Genomic DNA, 15,773 nt, shown 5'->3' with positions numbered 1-15,773 from the left:
CCAGTTGGGCCTGGTCACAGCTGCTCCAAGCGCTCCGGGCATCCGCTGTGGGAGCCACACCCAGCCGGCTGAGCTCGGCTAGGGCCTGCTCTCGCCCGGCGGTGAGCGCCCCCCGGCGGGCCTGCTGCTGCCCCTGCCAGCGGCGTTTCCCGGCCCGATCGGCCTGACGCCAGCGCTCCAGGGCCTGGCCATGGCGCTCCAGCTCCAGCTCCTGATCTTCCCGGGTGAAGCGCGCCAGCAGCTCCGGATCGGGAGCCAGGGGCCGCTGCAGCGGGATGTAGGTCTGCAGGCTGAGCCGGCTGAGCCGGGCGTTGCTGCTGGCCAGGCTCTCAACCTGCTGCCGCACCGTCGCCTGCTGGCTGCGGCAGCGACTCAACAGGGCACTTAGTTGCCTTTGGCGGAGCTCGGTAGCCTGCTGCTGCTGCCGCTTGGCGCCATCGCAAGACACCAGTAGTAGTGCCAGCAAGGGGGCCAACAAGGGTGCCAGTAAGGGGGCCCGCATCCGGCCCGTTCCAGCTCTCTGGTCCATGGATGGAGCCTACCTTCCGAGAACCTGGGCGGCCCGGAGCAGTTCGGCTTCGGTGGCGGCGTATACCGCCGCGGCCTCTGGGGCACTGCGGCCGATGCAGGTCATGCCGAGCTTGCCGTATTCGGAAAGGCAGCCCAACAGGTGAAAGACGCTGCCTCGCAACTTAGCTGGATCGAAGTGCAGGCCGGCCTCGGTGACGATGTCGACCAGATCCACCGGCAGCAGGCCGCGGAGCTCCGGCGCCGTGAGGTTATCGGTGGCCCGGTAATGCAGTTGAGGGCCGCTGGGGGTGTGGTAACTTCCGCTGGCCTGATCCAGGCAGCCGCCGCTGATTGCGCTGAGGGCGAGATAGGGGTGGGTGGTGCCCCCCTGGCGCAGGTTTACCTCGATCGCCTGCAGGTCCCAGCGGTCGCCGAAACGCCGGGCGATGAAATCCACCGCGTAGCGCTCCAGCGCCCCCTCCGCCGCCAGCGCCTCGCCCACAGCCTGGCCGTGGCGCATCAAGGCCTGCCGGTAGGGAGCGGCCGCAGGAAAAGTGCAGCCTTGGTAGGTCTGGCCACTGGCGCCACCGAGCACCTGCTCATGGCTTGAGAGCATCTCCACCGTGCCGGGATGGCCAGGCTGGCCAGGATGGATCGTGCCCTGCACGCTGGGGGAGCTGAGCTCCTCGCCCCCCTCCAGCCAGGCCTCCACCAGAGCCCCCTGCTGGCCCAGCTGTTCACGCCAGCTGGGGGAGGGCATCGGCAGCTGCTCAAGGGCCTGGCGCAGCCGCTGGCGCCGCCCGGCGGCACCGAGCTCAGCCAGCTGGAGCGGGGCCAGGGCCAGGGCCGCGTTGCCCTCGCCGCCGAAGCCTTCATTGAGCTTCACGACGCACTTGCCCAGCTGGGGATGGGCCTCCCAGAGGTCGGCGGTGGCCTCCGTCAGGTCGTCGAGGCTGTGGGTGAGGGCCGAGCCGGGGGGATGGGGTACGCCGCAGCGGGCAAACAGCTCCCGGCTGCCGGCCTTGCTGCCCCAGTAGCCCAGGGCCGGGTCGGTGCCCAGCAGGGGCACCTGCAGCCGCTCCGACAACTGCCGCTCCAGATCGCTCACCACAAAGCAGTTGATGAAGCTGCGCCCTGGCCGCAGCAGCTCGGCAATGCGGGCCAGCAGGGCAGGCCGCTCCAGCAGCTTGGCGGTGAGGGGCCGGCTGGAGGCGTCGTCGGTATCGAGCAGGTGCAGGCGCCGCCGAGCATGGGAGGTGGGCAGGCCCGGCAGCAACTCCAGCACCGTATCCACCACCAGCTCCCCCAGGGGCTTGCTGGAGGTGTAAACCATGCGCACCCCCGGATCCCGCAGTCGCATCAGGGCGAATAACTGCCGCTCCTCGTAGTGGTGGGCCCCGGTCACCAGGTCGATCTGGCGCTGGTCCATCGACAGCGATGGCACCATCAGCACATCCACATCAGGCCCCTGGGCCTGGGTGGTGCGGCCCCATTCGGGCTTCAGCTGGCGCTGGAGCTCGCGGAAGCTGAGCAGGGTCATGGCGGGATCAGGCGCTGTAGGCCTTGCGGGCCGGGATCGGGTAGGGGATGCGACGGTGGCGCATCCGCCTCCACACCCGCACGAAGGCACGGATCAGCAGTTCTAGTTCGGCCCGGCTGATCCCGCTCTGCACCAGCTGGTTTTCTGCCTGGCGCGCCTGCACGATGCGACGCACCATCTGGCGGGCCTCCGCTTCGTTGGTGCCGGGAGGCAGGGAGCGCAGGGCAGCTTCACAGCCATCGGCGAGCATCAGGATTGCCGTTTCCCGACTGCGGGGCGTGGGGCCCAGATAGCGAAACCGCTGCTCGGGGGTACTGGGATCCCGCTGACGCGCCTGGTGGAGGAAGTAGCCCATCTTCAAAGTGCCCTGGTGCTCGGGGATGAAGTCGGCCAGGGGCCGGGGCAGCCGATAGCGACGGGCCAGCTTCAGCCCCTCATCCACATGGGCCTGGAGGATCAGGGCGCTGGCGGCGGGGTCATCGAGGGCGTCGTGGGGGTTGCTGCCTTCCCCTTGGTTTTCGATGAACCACTGGGGGCCATGCAGCTTGCCCACGTCGTGGTAGAGGGCCCCGGTGCGCACCAGGTCGATATCGGCCTGAATCGCCCGGGCCCCCTCCTCAGCCAGGCCGGCGATCATCAGGGTGTGTTCGAAGGTGCCTGGCGCCTCAACCGAGAGCCGCCGCAGCAGCGGCCGCTGCAGGTCGGCCAGTTCCATCAGCCGCGCCCGGGTCACAAGCCCGAAGAAGGTCTCCACCAGTGGGGCCAGCAGCAGTCCCGCCATCAACAGCCCGCCCAGCAGCAGGGCCTCGCTGAGCAGGTCTACCTGCACCGCCGGGCTGCGGCTCTGCAGCAGCAGATACTGGACTCCCAAGCCCGCACCCGGCAGCAGCACGGCCAGCTGCAGCAGTTCGGCCCGGTTGCGCTGCCGGCCGGCCGTCACCGCTGCCGCGCTGCCCACGCCAACGGCCACCAGCAGCCGCAGGGCTACCAGGCCCGTGATCGGTAGGGGCCAGAGCAGGCTGGCCGCCGCCAGCCAGGCCAGGCCGCAGGCCGTGCCCAGGCCCTGGGCCAGCAGCAATACCGGCGGCACCAGCAGCACCATGGGGCTGGCCAGGGGGCCCAACCAAAGGGTGAAGCCCTGCATCACCAACATGGCCCCCAGGGCCAGCAGGGCCTGCCGCGGCTCCAGACAGGCCCGCCAGCGCCGCAGCACCAGCACCATCACCCCAACCACGGCCAGGGCCTCAAGGAAGTGGCCCAGCCAGGCGAGGGGCCGGGGCCGTCGGTTGACCAGACCGAAATAATCGAGCACATCCAAGGCCTGGGGACTGATGGGCTCCCCCTGGCGGATCACCAGATCGCCCTGCTGCACCACGATCGTGGGGATGCTCTGCTGGGTGATCAGGGCCTCGATGCGCCGCTGGCTCAAGCCCTGGTCACTGCGCAGGTTGGAGTGGCCCTGCAGCGAAGCGGCCAGCAGCCTGGCGCCCAGCCCCCTCGGGATCGGCGCCAGCGAATCCAGTTGCAGGCTGGCGGCCTGCAGCAAGTGCCCTTCGGCCAAGCCGGGAGCCAGCCCCTGACTGAGCATGCGCAGCTGGGCCTGGCGCACCTCCCGGGCCCAGGCCGTGAGCTCGGCGCTGCCCAGACCCTGCAGCCAGCTGCGCTCCTGGGCGGTGATCTGCACCGGTTCGAGGCGTGGTTGGTTGGCGTTGGCCTGCTGCTCCACCGCCTTGAGACCCTGCTCCAACTTCTGGCTCAGCAGTCGGTTGGTCTGCCCATCCACCACCTGCACGGTGGTGCGGGGCACCAGCGCCTGACGGCGCTGCTCGAGGGCATCACTGTCGAGCACCCGGGCGGCGTTGGGGGCCCGCAGGGTGAACGGGGCCGCCATTCCGGGCCGCAGGCTGGGCTCCACCAGCCAGGGCCAGCTCGCCACCAGGGCCACCAGGGCGCACACCAACAGCACCGAGACCGTGTCTCGAGCGCGCCAGATTGCCGGTGACTGGCGCGGGCGCTCCAGTCGCAGCAGCTGACGCCAGAGGGATCGCAGCCGCCTCAACACCATTTCCAAACGCTAGCCGGCCCATTCGCAGCCGGGATTGCAAGCTGGGGAGCAGGTTGAATTCTTTTTCCTATGGCCACCCTTCTGGATGGCCGCCGTCTGGCCGGCGAGATCGAAGCCCGGCTACAGGCGGTGATTGCCAGGCATGGCACCCAGCTGGGTCGCCCCCCGGGGCTGGCCGTGTTGCGGGTGGGTGATGACCCCGCCAGCGGCGTCTACGTCGCCAACAAGGAAAAGGCCTGCGCCCGGGTGGGCATCACCAGCCTCGGCGCCCATCTGGCCGCCGGCACCGGCGCCGAGGAGGTGCTCGCCGCCGTGCGCCGCCTCAATGCCGATCCCTGCTGTGATGGCATCTTGCTGCAGCTGCCCCTGCCGGCCGGGCTGGCGGAGGGGCCCCTGCTGATGGCAATCGATCCGGCCAAGGATGCCGACGGCCTCCACACCCTCAACCTGGGCCACCTGCTCAAAGGGGAACCCGGGCCCCGCAGCTGCACCCCCGCCGGGGTGATGGCCCTGCTAGCCCGCCACGGCGTGGCGCTGGCCGGACTGCGGGCCGTGGTGGTGGGCCGCAGCATCCTGGTGGGCCAGCCCATGGCGCTAATGCTGCAGGCCGCCGACGCCACCGTCACGGTGGCCCATTCCCGCACCACCGATCTGGCCGCCCTCACCCGCCAGGCCGACGTGCTGGTGGTGGCCGCCGGCCGGCCGCGCATGATCGGCGCCGAGCACGTCAAGCCTGGTGCGGTGGTGGTGGATGTGGGCATTCACCGCACCGAGAGCGGCCTCTGCGGCGATGTGCGCTTTGAGGAGGTGGAGCCGATCGCCAGCGCCATCAGCCCCGTGCCCGGCGGCGTTGGCCCAATGACCGTCACCATGCTGCTGGTGAACACCGTGGTGGCCTGGTGCCGCCGGGCCGGGCTCGACCACGGCCTGGGCGATCTGGTGCCTTACCGGGGATTGGATGGTCCCTGGGCTGGTCAGGATCCGGGGGTAAGGGTCGAAGGGGGGTAAGGGTCGAGGGGGTGGTGTTCTGCTGCTGTCATTGATTCTGTACAGCTGTACAAAATCAATGACACTGTGCCCAGCGAAGCCAGAGCTCTCCGCCGCAACGTTTCCCTCTCTTAAGCACCCTGCGCCACCCCGCCTGAGAGAATCCCCGCCAGGAATGGCCAGAGGCCCAGCCCCCATGACCGCGGCGGTGACAACCACGTTTGATTTCGCCGCCTACCTGGAGGCCGCCCGCCTGAAGGTGGAAGGGGCGCTCGCTGCCTCCCTGGGGCCGGAGCGACCCGAGACCCTGCGGGAGGCGATGCGCTATTCGCTGCTGGCTGGTGGCAAGCGGCTGCGGCCGATCCTCTGCCTGGCGGCCTGTGAGCTGGCCGGCGGCGACAGCGAGCTGGCGATGCCGACAGCGGTGGCCCTGGAGATGGTGCACACGATGTCGTTGATCCATGACGACCTGCCCGCCATGGACAACGACGACCTGCGCCGCGGCCGGCCCACCAACCACAAGGTTTACGGCGAAGCCAAGGCGATCCTGGCCGGCGATGCCCTGCTCACCCGCGCCTTCGAGATGGTGGCCCTGCGCAGCCCCGGCGTGCCCCCCCAGCAGCTGCTCGCCGTGGTGGGCGAACTCTCCCTGGCCTCCGGCGCCCCCGGCCTGGTGGGCGGCCAGGTGGTGGATCTGGAGTGTGAGGGCCAATCCGTTGACCTCGCCACCCTCGAATACATCCACCTGCACAAAACCGGCGCCCTGCTGCGGGCCTGCGTGCTCAGCGGCGCCCTGATCGCCGGCGCCCCAGAGGCGCTGCTGGCGGCCCTGCGCACCTACGCCCGCGGCATCGGCCTGGCCTTCCAGATCATCGACGACATCCTCGATGTCACCGCCAGCAGTGAGGTGCTCGGCAAGACCGCCGGCAAGGACCTCACCGCCGACAAGACCACCTACCCCAAGCTGCTGGGCCTGGAGGAATCCCGCCAGCGGGCCGATGCCCTTGTGGCCGAGGCCAAGGCGGCCCTGGCACCCTTTGCCAGCGGGGAGCCGCAGGCGCTCAAGGCCGCGCCCCTGCTCGCCCTGGCCGACTTCATCACCAGTCGCGACCGATGAGTGAACCTCTGCTGGCCATACTTGACAACGGCGTGCTGTGGTGGGGCCTGGCTGCCTGCGGGGTGGCCCAGCTCTCCAAGCTGGTGATCGAGCTGGTGGTGCATCGCCGCTGGAATCCGCGGGTGCTGGTGGAAACCGGCGGCATGCCTTCAAGTCACTCGGCCCTGCTCACCGGCACCACCGCGGCCCTGGGCTGGGTGGAGGGTTTTGGGGGGCCACTCTTCGGCCTGGCGGCCGTGCTCTGTTTCGTGGTGCTCTACGACGCCTCCGGCGTGCGCCGTGCCGCCGGCCTCACCGCCGCCCGGGTGAATGCCATGGGTGAAATTGCAAAAGGTGAGATTGCTAAGGGTGATCTCGATATAGACAGTGCCAATTCCCGCCAGCACGGGAAGCCCCTCAAGGAAAATCTCGGCCACACCCGACTTGAGGTGCTGATCGGCTCCCTGATCGGCCCCCTGGTGGCCCTGCCCGGGCTGGTGCTGGCGGGATCCCCCCTGCACCTAGCCCAGGCCCTGGGCTGGCTCGCCCCGATTGGCTGAAGCCCCCACCCTCACCGCCGACCAGCAGGCCGCCGCCACCGCCTTCGCCGCCTGGCTCGCCGGGCCCGGGGATGGGGCGCCGTTCGTGCTGGGCGGCTATGCCGGCACCGGCAAAACATTCCTATCCACCCGGTTTCTGGCCCAGGTGGAGGCCACCGGCCTCTGCTGGACCGTGGTGGCCCCAACCCACAAGGCCGTGGGTGTGCTGCGCTCCCAGCTGGCCCTAGCGGGCCTTTCCCCCACCTGGTATCCCTCCACCATCCACCGGCTGCTGCGCCTCAAGCTGCGCCGCCAGGGGGACCTGGAGCGCTGCGAGGAAACCGAGCAGACCGCAATGGCCCTCGAGCACCTGGGCCTGGTGCTGGTGGATGAGGCCTCGATGGTTGACAGCAGCCTGCTGGAGATTGCCCTGCGCTGCGCCCACCCCTTCCGCACCCGGCTGGTGTTCGTGGGCGATCCGGCCCAGCTGCCGCCGGTGGGCGAGCCCGAGAGTCCGGTGTTCAGCCTGGGCCGGGCCTGCCGGGCCGAACTGCAACAGGTGGTGCGCCACCAGGGGCCGGTGCTGCGCCTGGCCTCCGGGCTGCGCCAGGGGGACCTGCCCTGCCGCCGGCCAGCGGCGCTGGCGCCGATCCGCACCGAGACCGGCCAGGTGGCCCTGCTGGAGCGGGGCGCCTGGCTGGAAGCCGCCCAGGCCGCCCTGCGCCGCAGCGCCGAAACCGACAACCCCGACCTGGCGCGGATCCTCTGCTACACCAACCGCTGCCTCGAGCAGCTGGTGCCGATCGCCCGCCGCGCCCTGCACGGCGAGATGGCCGACCAGCTGCCGGTGCTGCCCGGCGAGGTGCTGATCACCCGCACGGCGGTGATGGCCCCCGCCTGCCGGGAAGGGGAAGATGCCGCCGAGGAGCCGGACATGCTGCTGGGCTCGAACCGGGAGCTGGTGGTGCGCGATGTCATCCCGGAGCGCTGCGACCTGGCCGACTTCGGCGTCACTGATGCGCCGGTGATCGACACCCTCACCGCCCGGGTGGAGGCCGGCGAGAGCCAGCTGAGCCTGCGGCTGCTGCCGCCATTGGGCACGGCGGCCCGGATCGCCCTTGAGGCTGTGTTGGCCCGCCTGCGCCAACAGGCCAAGGACGCCGGCAAACAGGAAGGCAGGAGCCTGTGGCGCCGTTTTTTCCTGGTGCGCGACGCCTTTGCCTCCCTCGGTCCTGCCGCCGTTCTGACCGTGCACCGCAGCCAGGGCAGCACCTTCGCCGAGGTGTTCGTCGCCGGCGATGTGTTCTGGCCCAGCGACCCGGTGCTGCGCCGCCAGCTGGTGTATGTGGCGGTGAGCCGGGCCAGCAAGGCGGTCACCCTTGAGGCCAGCGCACCGGGCGCCGCCCCCAGCTCCCGCGCCGACCAGCAGCTCTGGCGCGACTGGTTGGGGCAAGATTGCTAAGTGCGCTGGCCCCTCAGGCCAGCTGCAGGCCCTCGATCCCCTGCCAGCCCAGGTAGAGCGCCAGGACCACACTCACCAGCCCCACCAACAGGTCGCCCTTGGCGAACAGCCACTGCTTGCCCCGCTCCAGCAGGGGCAGGATGCGCTCGGGGCCAACCAGCAGCAGGGCCAGCAGGGGCGTCAGCAGCAGGCTGGCGCTCACCAGGCTGAACACTGCGGTGGCCAGCACTTCCGTTCCCCGGCCCAGGCCGGCGGCCAGCAGGCTGGTGGCCGTCTTGGCAAACAGAAACAGGTCGTCCGGGCTGGCCACCTGGAGGGCGGCGCTGATGGCCAGCAGCAGGGGCAGAGGCATGGCGCTGAACTGATCCAGCCGGCGGGTCCAGCCGGGCGGTCCGGCGCCCTCCTCCTTGCTGAGCAGCTCCTTGAGCCCCAGCCCCAGCAGGGCGCCGGCGGCCAGCAGATCCAGGCCGGTGCGGTGGCTGGTGCCCTTTTCCATGCTGAGCACCAGACCGTGACCCACCGTGAGCAGAAGGGCCACCACCAGGGCGGCCGTCACCAGCCAGGCGGCCACAAACCAGCCGCCCCGCTGCAGGGGCCTGGGGCCGAGCAGGAGCAACAGCAGCAGGCCGATGTGCAGCGGCGAGAAACCGATCGCCAGACCAAAGGCCGAGAGCTCCCCCAGCAGGCTGGCCAGATCAGTCATTTCGCCGCAGCCGCAACGGGAACATTCCAGCGCACCAGCGTGCGCCGCTCGCGCTCATGGCCGAGCACGCTGAGCGTGGCCGTATTCAGATTGAACAGGGCGCCACCGGCGGGCCCCAACCCCAGCCAGGTGCCCGCCAGGCTGCGCAGGATATGGCCGTGGGCCACCAGGGCCACCACACCAGAGCCGGCACCAGCCCCAGCTCCGGCTCCAGCCAGGGATTCAGCCAGGGCGATCACCCGCAGGCAGCGCTCCTCCACCTGGGCGCTGTCCTCACCGCCTGGGCAGCCGTGGCTCCACACGGTCCATTGGGGCACCTGGCGGCGGATCTCGGCGGTGGTGATGCCCTCGTAGCGGCCGTAATCCCACTCATGCAGGTCTGGGCAGGGGCGAGCCCCTTCCCCCAGGCCCGCCAGCTCGGCGGTACGCCGGGCCCGCTGCAGCGGACTCACCAGCACGGCCGCAAAGGGCTGACGCGCCAATACCTGGGCCAGCGCCCGCGCTTCCGCTTCTCCCTCCGGCAGCAGGGGCAGGTCGGTGCGGCCGGTATGGCGCCCATTCAGGGCCCATTCCGTGGCCCCATGGCGCAGCAGCCAGAGTTCCAGCGCCGGTGTAGCCAGCATGGGGTTCAGGTCCGCACCTCAAACCAGTCGGCACCGGTGGCGGCCACTTGGGCGCTGGCCACGCTGTTGACCACCGCTTGCGCTGGACCCTTTTCGCACCAGATGCGCAGCTCGGTGAGGTCTTGGGGGTTGCCCTCTGCCTCCAGTTCCACCGAGCCGTCAGGGAGGTTGCGCACCCAGCCACTCAGGCCGAGTTCCTGGCAGCGGGCAGAGCAGGCGGCCCGGTAGCCCACCCCCTGCACCTGGCCGCGCACGATCAGCCGCCAGCGTTCCTGCTGGATCAGGGGCTTGGGCTCATGGGGGCGGATGAAACGGCGCTCATCGGCAGCGGCACGGCGCGCCCGGCTGCGGCTGCCAGGCGTGAGGGAATCACCGGGCATCCAGCCCAGTGGAGATGCAGCCAGCTGGCGTGCACGTTCGGCGCTGTCCATCCTTCGCTCCGGGTTGCGGTCCCCCAGCCATCAAGCTGCCACAGCCCGTCGCCACTGGCTACAGATTCAAGCTGCCAGCGATGAAATTCATGGCCGCTAAAGGTTTCCCCAGGCCGCACCAGCAACCCTGCCGCCCTTGCCGTGGCCTGGCGATAGCCCAGGCTCAGCCCCCCCTTGCGCGCCTGGAAGGGCAACACGCCGGCCATCCGGTGCAGCCGGCCCTCGCCATCGGCCAGCTGCTCACCGAGCAGTAACAATCCGCCGCATTCAGCCACCAGCGGCACCCCCCCGGCCGCCGCGCGGGCCAGGTCTGCCAGGCTGCGCCGACTGGCCGCCAGCTGGGCGGCATGGAGCTCCGGATAGCCCCCCGGCAGCAGCACCGCCCGGCAGCCGGCGGGGAGGGGCTCGTCGGCCAGGGGGCTCCAGGCCAGCGGCTCAAGGCCGACGGCCTGCAGCAGTTCGCCGGCCTCGGGGTAGCGGAAGTGGAAGGCCGCATCGCTGGCGATCGCCACCGGCAAAGGCCCTGACCCCCCGCTGGCTTCCAGGGGCGGTTGCTGGTCCCGCAGGCACCAGTGGATGGGATTGCCGGCACCGACCTGGGCCGCAGGCGGCGCCAACAGGGGCAGCAGCAACTCCAGGTTGAGCTGGCGGACGGCCAGCTCGGCCCACTGCTCCTGGCGCTGCTCAAGGTCGTGCAGCTCGCCGGGCGGCAGCAGCCCCAGGTGGCGGGAAGGGAGCTCCAGGCTCGGGTGGTGGGGCAGCACCCCCAGCAGGGGCACCTCAATGGCCTGCAGTGCTTCGGCCAGCAGGGCGTGGTGGCGCTCGCTGCCCACCCGATTGAGCACCACGCCGGCCAGCCGCACCGGCGGCGGGCCATGGTCGCGGAAGCCCCGCACCAGGGCCGCCACGGATCCGGCCTGGCGGGAGGCCTCCACCACGAGCACCACCGGCAAGCCCAGCTGGGCCGCCACCGCCGCCGAGCTGCCCTCGCTGCTGGGGCCGCGGCCATCGAACAGGCCCATCACCCCCTCCACCAGGGCCAGGTCGGCCCGGCTGCCATGCCAGTGGAAACTGCGCTCAACCCACTCCGGCCCGCAGAGCAGGGGATCGAGGTTGCGGCAGAGGCGGCCACTCACCTGGCTGAGCAGCTGGGGGTCGAGGTAGTCGGGCCCCACCTTGAAGGGCTGCAGCTGGAGGCCCTGCCGCCGGGCCCAGGCCGCCAGGCACAGCGACAGCAGGGTCTTGCCGCTGCCACTGCTGGGCGCGGCGATCAGGCAGGCCATTGCGGGCGGGGAGAGCGCGGGCTCAGGGGAGAAGTCTGGCGGCGATCGGGGCAGCTACCGCCAGCAGGGGGTTGGTGGAATCGTGGCCGCCGGAGAGCAGGCGGGCCATCTCCATCTCCTCGCTTTCATTCGGCAGGGGAACCACCTCCTCTGCCAGCTCCATGCTGGCCATGCCGCCCGATTCGAGCCGCATGCAGCCGCCCGATTCCGAACAGAGAATCACGCACAGGGGCGACCCCTGGCTGCTCTGGCAGATCAGGCGCAGGCCCACCATGGCGCCCGGGTGGGTCTTGGGAACGCCAACCGGCACGGGCATTTGACGGAAACGCACGGTCTGGCCGTCGGTGCGCTCAAATTCGGCGCCGATCCCCTGGCCGGAGCCATCGCCATCGACGGCATAGGTCGCGGTCAGGTGCCAGCCCAAGCGGTCGGCCAGCCAGGCCGCCAGCAGCAGCCCCTTCACGGGGTTGTCGCCCTCGACGTCCAGGTCGAGCTGCACCACGTGGTTGAGGGCATCCCGCCGGGAGGGGGGGTCGAACACCATGGCCAGGGATTCGCGCCAGCTGCGCAGCCGCATCCAGTTGAGGTCGTTGATCGGCTGGCCCGCCCCAACCCGTGCCACCAGCAGGTCGAGGCAGCGGCGCGGATCCCCTAGCGACGAATCCACCACCAGGCGGCGGTTTCCGCTGGCCAGGGCCGTCATCACCTCGGGCGCCTCATCGAGGCTGCTGTTCCACCACACCCAGCAGGGCAGCTCGGGGCTGATCAGGGGTTGCACCAGATCGAGGTTCTCGCGCAGGGCACCGGTGCCGCCCCGCAGCACCACCACATCGCCACAGGCATCGCCGCCGGCCCCCTCCTCCGGCAGGGGGCAGTAGGCCGCCACCAGGGTTTCCAGGGGTTTGGCGCCATCGAGGGTGGGGGCCAGGGTGATCAGTCGCCGGGGCATGTGGACGCTGATCGCCCCCTCGACAAACTGGCCCCGCAGGTCGGCGGCGTGGTGATCGCCACCCAGGTTGCCGATCGCCCAGGCCAGCTGGGGATCCATCGGCGCGGTGCTCAAAGGGAGCCCGCAGCTGATCGCGGCGGCCCGGGCCGCCTCCAGCACCGTGTCGTTGAGCAGGCCGGTGATCGGCCCATCCAGGCGGCCGCAGCGCACCAGTTGCTGCTCCAACCAGGAGCCCTCCCACACCACCAGGGTGAAGGTAGCGGCGCCGTGGGAGCTACCCAGCTCATCACTCCAGAGGCGCTCCAGGTAGCCGGGCACCTCGGCGGGGGGCAGAACAAGCGGGGCCTGGAGAGTGAGCTGGGTCGACATGGCGGATCAGGGATGAAAAATCAGGGGCGTCGCCAGATCAGGCCGTCATCGGCCAGCAGGCTGTCGGCGGCGCCAGGCCCCCAGGTGCGGGCCTCGTAGGGGTAGACCGGCAGCTGGGCGGGGGCGTCCTCAATCAGCTCCAGCAGGGGGGTGTAGAGCCGCCAGGCGGCCTCCACCTCGTCACTGCGGGTGTAGAGGGTGGGGTCGCCCAGCATGGCGTCAGCCAGCAGGCGCACATAGCCCTCGTCGCTGGGTTCGCCGAAGCTGTCGTCGTAGGAGAAGGCCATGTCCACCGGCCGGCTGCGCATGCCCGAACCGGGGGCCTTGACCTCGAATTTGAATTCCGCCCCCTCGTTGGGTTGGATGCGCAGGATCAGCTGGTTGGGGGTGGGGGCGCCACCGGCCGCATCAAACAGGTGCACCGGCGCCTCCCGGAAGGTGAGCACCACTTCGGAAAGCCGCTTGGGCAGCCGTTTGCCGGTGCGCAGGTAGAAGGGCACCCCCTGCCAGCGCCAGTTGTTGATGAACAGCTTCATCGCCACGTAGGTCTCCGTGGTGCTCTCGGGGTTCACCCCGGGCTCCTGGCGGTAGCCGGTGATCGGCTTGCTGCTTGAGCCCCCCGGCCCGTACTGGCCCCGCACACAGCACTTCCAGGGTTCGTCCTCATTGGCTAGGCGCGCTGCCTGCAGCACCTTGGCCTTCTCGTTGCGCATCGACTCGGGGTCGAAGCGGCCCGGCGCCTCCATGGTGGTGAGGGCCAGCATTTGGGTGAGGTGGTTCTGCACCATGTCTCGCAGGGCGCCCGAGCTCTCGTAGTAGCCGGCCCGCTCCTCAACCCCCACGGTTTCGGCGGCAGTGATTTGCACACTCGAGATGTAGTTGCGGTTCCAGATCGGCTCGAAGATCGTGTTGGCGAAGCGCATCACCAGGATGTTCTGGACCGTCTCCTTACCCAGGTAGTGGTCGATCCGGAAGATCTGATTTTCCTGGGCGCTGGTCTGCACCACCCGGTTGAGTTCCTGGGCGCTGCCGTAGTCGCGGCCGAAGGGCTTCTCGATCACCACCCGGCTGCGGGCCGGGTCACTCAGCAGGCCGGCGGCGGCCAGGGAGCGGCAGCCACTGCCATAGAAGTTGGGCGAAACCGAGAGGTAGAAGGTGCGGTTGTTGCGGGTGGCCCGCTGCCGGTCAATCACGGCCAGGCGTTCGCCCAGTCGCACCACCGACGGAGGATCCTGCAGGTCGACGGGTTCGTAGAAGAGCCCAGCCGCAAACTGCTCCCAGGCCAGCGGGTGCTCGGCCACCTCATTTGCCAGGGCCTCGGCCATGCGGCTGCGGAACTCCTCGTCGCTCCAGGGGCGGCGGGCGCAGCCCAGGACAGCGAATTCACTGGGCAGGCGCCGCTGGCGGAAGAGCTCAAACAGGGCCGGGATCAATTTGCGGTGGGTGAGGTCACCGCTGGCCCCGAAGATCACCAGGCATTGGGGGGGAATGACCCGCTCCTGGCGAAGACCTACCCGCAGTGGATTGGTGAGCACAGCGCCCATGGATGCCTTTCCGGTCTCCATGGTTTAACCGGCCCAGGGCCCTCTCCCGGCGCTTGGCCCACTTTGTGATGGTTTCTGTGTGGGATTGGCCAAAAACCGGCCCAGGGCTCAGTAGGTTTCCACGTGCCAGCGATCGGCCTTTTTGAGCTGGGGCCGCAGCTCAGACCAGTCGAGGCCCTTGGCCGCCGCGGCCACGCCCATGGCCTCGTCGATACCCGGCTCCATGCCCCGCAGACCGCACATGTAGACGTGGGTTTTGGGGTTTTCGATCCAAGCGAAGATCTCCTCGGCGTTCTCGCTGACCCGGTCTTGGATGTACATGCGGCCGCCCTTGGCGTTCTGCTGCTCCCGGCTGATCGCTTTGGTGTAGCGGAAGTTGTCGGGGAACTGGGCCTGGTAGTGCTCGAAGTCGGCGTCGTAGAGCAGGTTGGCGGTGGTGGGGGAGCCCATGAACAGCCAGGCCTTGCCACGGAAGGTCCAGCCGTTCTTCTCGCGCTCGGCCGGCTCGAACATGCGGCGCAGGTAGGTGCGCATCGGCGCGATGCCCGTGCCGGTGGCCAGCATGATCACGTTGGCCTCCTCGTCTTCGGGCAGGAGCATCTCCTTGCCCACCGGGCCGGTGATCTTCACCTTGGCGCCGGGTTCGATGTCACACAGGAAGGTGGAACAGACGCCGTTGATGGTTTCGCCGTCCTTCTCGTATTGCAGCTGGCGTACGCAGAGGGAAACGGTGTGGCCTTCCAGGTTGTCGCCGTGGCGGGTGCTGGCGATCGAATAGAGGCGCAGCTTGTTGGGTTTGCCGTTGGCGTCGGTGCCATCGGGAATGATGCCGATGCTCTGGCCTTCGACGTAGTGCAGCTGGGGATCTCCGCCCTGGAGGTCGAAGGTGATGTGGTTCACCCGACCGATGGCGCCTTCGCCCACCAGGCCGTAGTTCTCGACGACGGTGCCCATGAAGGGTGCCTTCGGCTTGTAGAGGTTGACGGGAACGTCGGCGTGGGACACGGCAGCAGGTTTGGTGGGAGGGGTTGTCTGGGGAGCAGCTGGTGCTGGGGGGGAGGTCTCAGGGGGGCTGGCATCGCCGCTGAGCACGGCACTGATCCGCCCCCCCTGGCGGGCAATCGTCTGCATCAGGCCCTGCAGCTGGGCGAGCGGCACGGTGAAGCGCCGTTCGGCCTGGCGCTGCTTGCCCACGCCGAAGGCTTCCACCACAACGGTGAACATGCGGCTGTCGGACTGGGTGGCGCGCCCTGTGGAAACTCTCATGCAGACCCTTCCCGCTTAAAAGCGGGCTGATCATAGGGAACCCATCTGCTGCGATTTTGTGGCGAACACCGCTAGGTTTGCCAGCACACTGTGACCGTGCCTCCTTGGCGCAGATCCTTGTACCGTCAGCAGCCGCCGGTTCCCTGTCCCAAGGGGCAGTGAACGGGGCCGATCCAGCTAGTCAGGCTGATCCAGCTAGCCAGCAGCTCTGCAGCCTCGACACGATTCAGCAGGAGATGGAGCGGCTGCCCCAGGGGGCCCGGCGGCTGGCGGTGCAGCTGAGCCTGAGCCCAGACCCCCAATGCCTCTGGTCGGTACTGACCGATTACGGCAACCTCAACAACTACATCCCAAACCTGGCCTCCTCCCGCCAGCTCTGGCGTCGCGGCAACGTGGTGGGCCTGGA

The 15,773-nt window shown here is 69.5% G+C and carries 14 protein-coding genes and 1 pseudogene; 5 read left to right on the top strand and 10 right to left on the bottom strand.

Features of this window, described 5'->3' with window-relative positions; translation table 11 throughout:
- From KBZ15_RS05750 to KBZ15_RS05740, 3 genes are all read right to left on the bottom strand, one after another.
- The coding region (locus tag KBZ15_RS05750; RefSeq protein WP_255014101.1) for a hypothetical protein at positions 1–529 on the bottom strand (529 nt) is incomplete at its 3' end.
- A gap of 9 nt (positions 530–538) precedes the next feature.
- Positions 539–2,050 (bottom strand): peptide ligase PGM1-related protein, encoded by a 1,512-nt coding sequence (locus KBZ15_RS05745; protein WP_255014100.1) that lies wholly within the window; start codon positions 2,048–2,050, stop codon positions 539–541.
- Positions 2,051–2,057: 7 nt separating this feature from the next.
- On the bottom strand, positions 2,058–4,115 hold the full coding sequence (locus KBZ15_RS05740; RefSeq protein WP_255014099.1) for an HDIG domain-containing metalloprotein: 2,058 nt from the start codon (positions 4,113–4,115) through the stop codon (positions 2,058–2,060).
- A gap of 69 nt (positions 4,116–4,184) precedes the next feature.
- Here KBZ15_RS05740 and folD point away from each other — a divergent pair, with 69 nt between their 5' ends.
- From folD to KBZ15_RS05720, 4 genes are all read left to right on the top strand, one after another.
- Complete coding sequence (gene folD / locus KBZ15_RS05735; RefSeq protein WP_255014098.1) at positions 4,185–5,123, top strand: bifunctional methylenetetrahydrofolate dehydrogenase/methenyltetrahydrofolate cyclohydrolase FolD; 939 nt, start codon at positions 4,185–4,187, stop codon at positions 5,121–5,123.
- Positions 5,124–5,298: 175 nt separating this feature from the next.
- Entirely contained in the window at positions 5,299–6,219 is a 921-nt protein-coding gene (crtE, locus tag KBZ15_RS05730) for a geranylgeranyl diphosphate synthase CrtE (protein ID WP_255014097.1), read from the top strand.
- A complete protein-coding gene (locus KBZ15_RS05725; protein ID WP_255014096.1) occupies positions 6,216–6,758 on the top strand; it encodes a divergent PAP2 family protein in 543 nt (180 codons plus the stop codon). The genes crtE and KBZ15_RS05725 overlap by 4 nt, the downstream gene beginning before the upstream one ends.
- Positions 6,751–8,199: an AAA family ATPase gene (locus KBZ15_RS05720; protein WP_255014095.1), complete on the top strand. Its 1,449-nt coding sequence runs from the start codon at positions 6,751–6,753 to the stop codon at positions 8,197–8,199. Before KBZ15_RS05725 ends, KBZ15_RS05720 begins: the two co-directional genes overlap by 8 nt.
- Positions 8,200–8,212: 13 nt before the next feature.
- On the opposite strand, the gene KBZ15_RS05715 is transcribed toward KBZ15_RS05720, so the two are convergent.
- From KBZ15_RS05715 to KBZ15_RS05685, 7 genes are all read right to left on the bottom strand, one after another.
- Complete coding sequence (locus KBZ15_RS05715; RefSeq protein WP_255014094.1) at positions 8,213–8,902, bottom strand: GAP family protein; 690 nt, start codon at positions 8,900–8,902, stop codon at positions 8,213–8,215.
- Positions 8,899–9,525 (bottom strand): histidine phosphatase family protein, encoded by a 627-nt coding sequence (locus tag KBZ15_RS05710; RefSeq protein ID WP_255014092.1) that lies wholly within the window; start codon positions 9,523–9,525, stop codon positions 8,899–8,901. The genes KBZ15_RS05715 and KBZ15_RS05710 overlap by 4 nt, the downstream gene beginning before the upstream one ends.
- Positions 9,526–9,530: 5 nt before the next feature.
- Entirely contained in the window at positions 9,531–9,905 is a 375-nt protein-coding gene (locus KBZ15_RS05705) for an acylphosphatase (RefSeq protein WP_255014090.1), read from the bottom strand.
- Complete coding sequence (locus KBZ15_RS05700) at positions 9,806–11,239, bottom strand: cobyrinate a,c-diamide synthase (protein WP_255014088.1); 1,434 nt, start codon at positions 11,237–11,239, stop codon at positions 9,806–9,808. The genes KBZ15_RS05705 and KBZ15_RS05700 overlap by 100 nt, the downstream gene beginning before the upstream one ends.
- 22 nt (positions 11,240–11,261) lie before the next feature.
- Complete coding sequence (locus tag KBZ15_RS05695; protein WP_255014086.1) at positions 11,262–12,557, bottom strand: glucose-6-phosphate dehydrogenase assembly protein OpcA; 1,296 nt, start codon at positions 12,555–12,557, stop codon at positions 11,262–11,264.
- 20 nt (positions 12,558–12,577) lie between these two features.
- The gene (gene zwf, locus KBZ15_RS05690; RefSeq protein ID WP_254930275.1) at positions 12,578–14,101 is read right to left on the bottom strand and encodes a glucose-6-phosphate dehydrogenase; all 1,524 of its coding nucleotides are present in this window, start codon (positions 14,099–14,101) and stop codon (positions 12,578–12,580) included.
- A 108-nt stretch (positions 14,102–14,209) separates the two neighbouring features.
- Positions 14,210–15,367, bottom strand: a complete 1,158-nt coding sequence (locus tag KBZ15_RS05685; RefSeq protein ID WP_255014084.1) for an FAD-binding oxidoreductase — start codon at positions 15,365–15,367, stop codon at positions 14,210–14,212.
- A gap of 158 nt (positions 15,368–15,525) precedes the next feature.
- Here KBZ15_RS05685 and KBZ15_RS05680 point away from each other — a divergent pair.
- A pseudogene (locus KBZ15_RS05680) lies at positions 15,526–15,773 on the top strand (oligoketide cyclase); the annotation flags it as partial.

Origin of the sequence: Cyanobium sp. BA20m-p-22, from assembly GCF_024346275.1 — a bacterium.
Lineage (GTDB): Bacteria > Cyanobacteriota > Cyanobacteriia > PCC-6307 > Cyanobiaceae > Cyanobium_A.
This window is presented reverse-complemented; position numbering and strand designations above follow the sequence as displayed.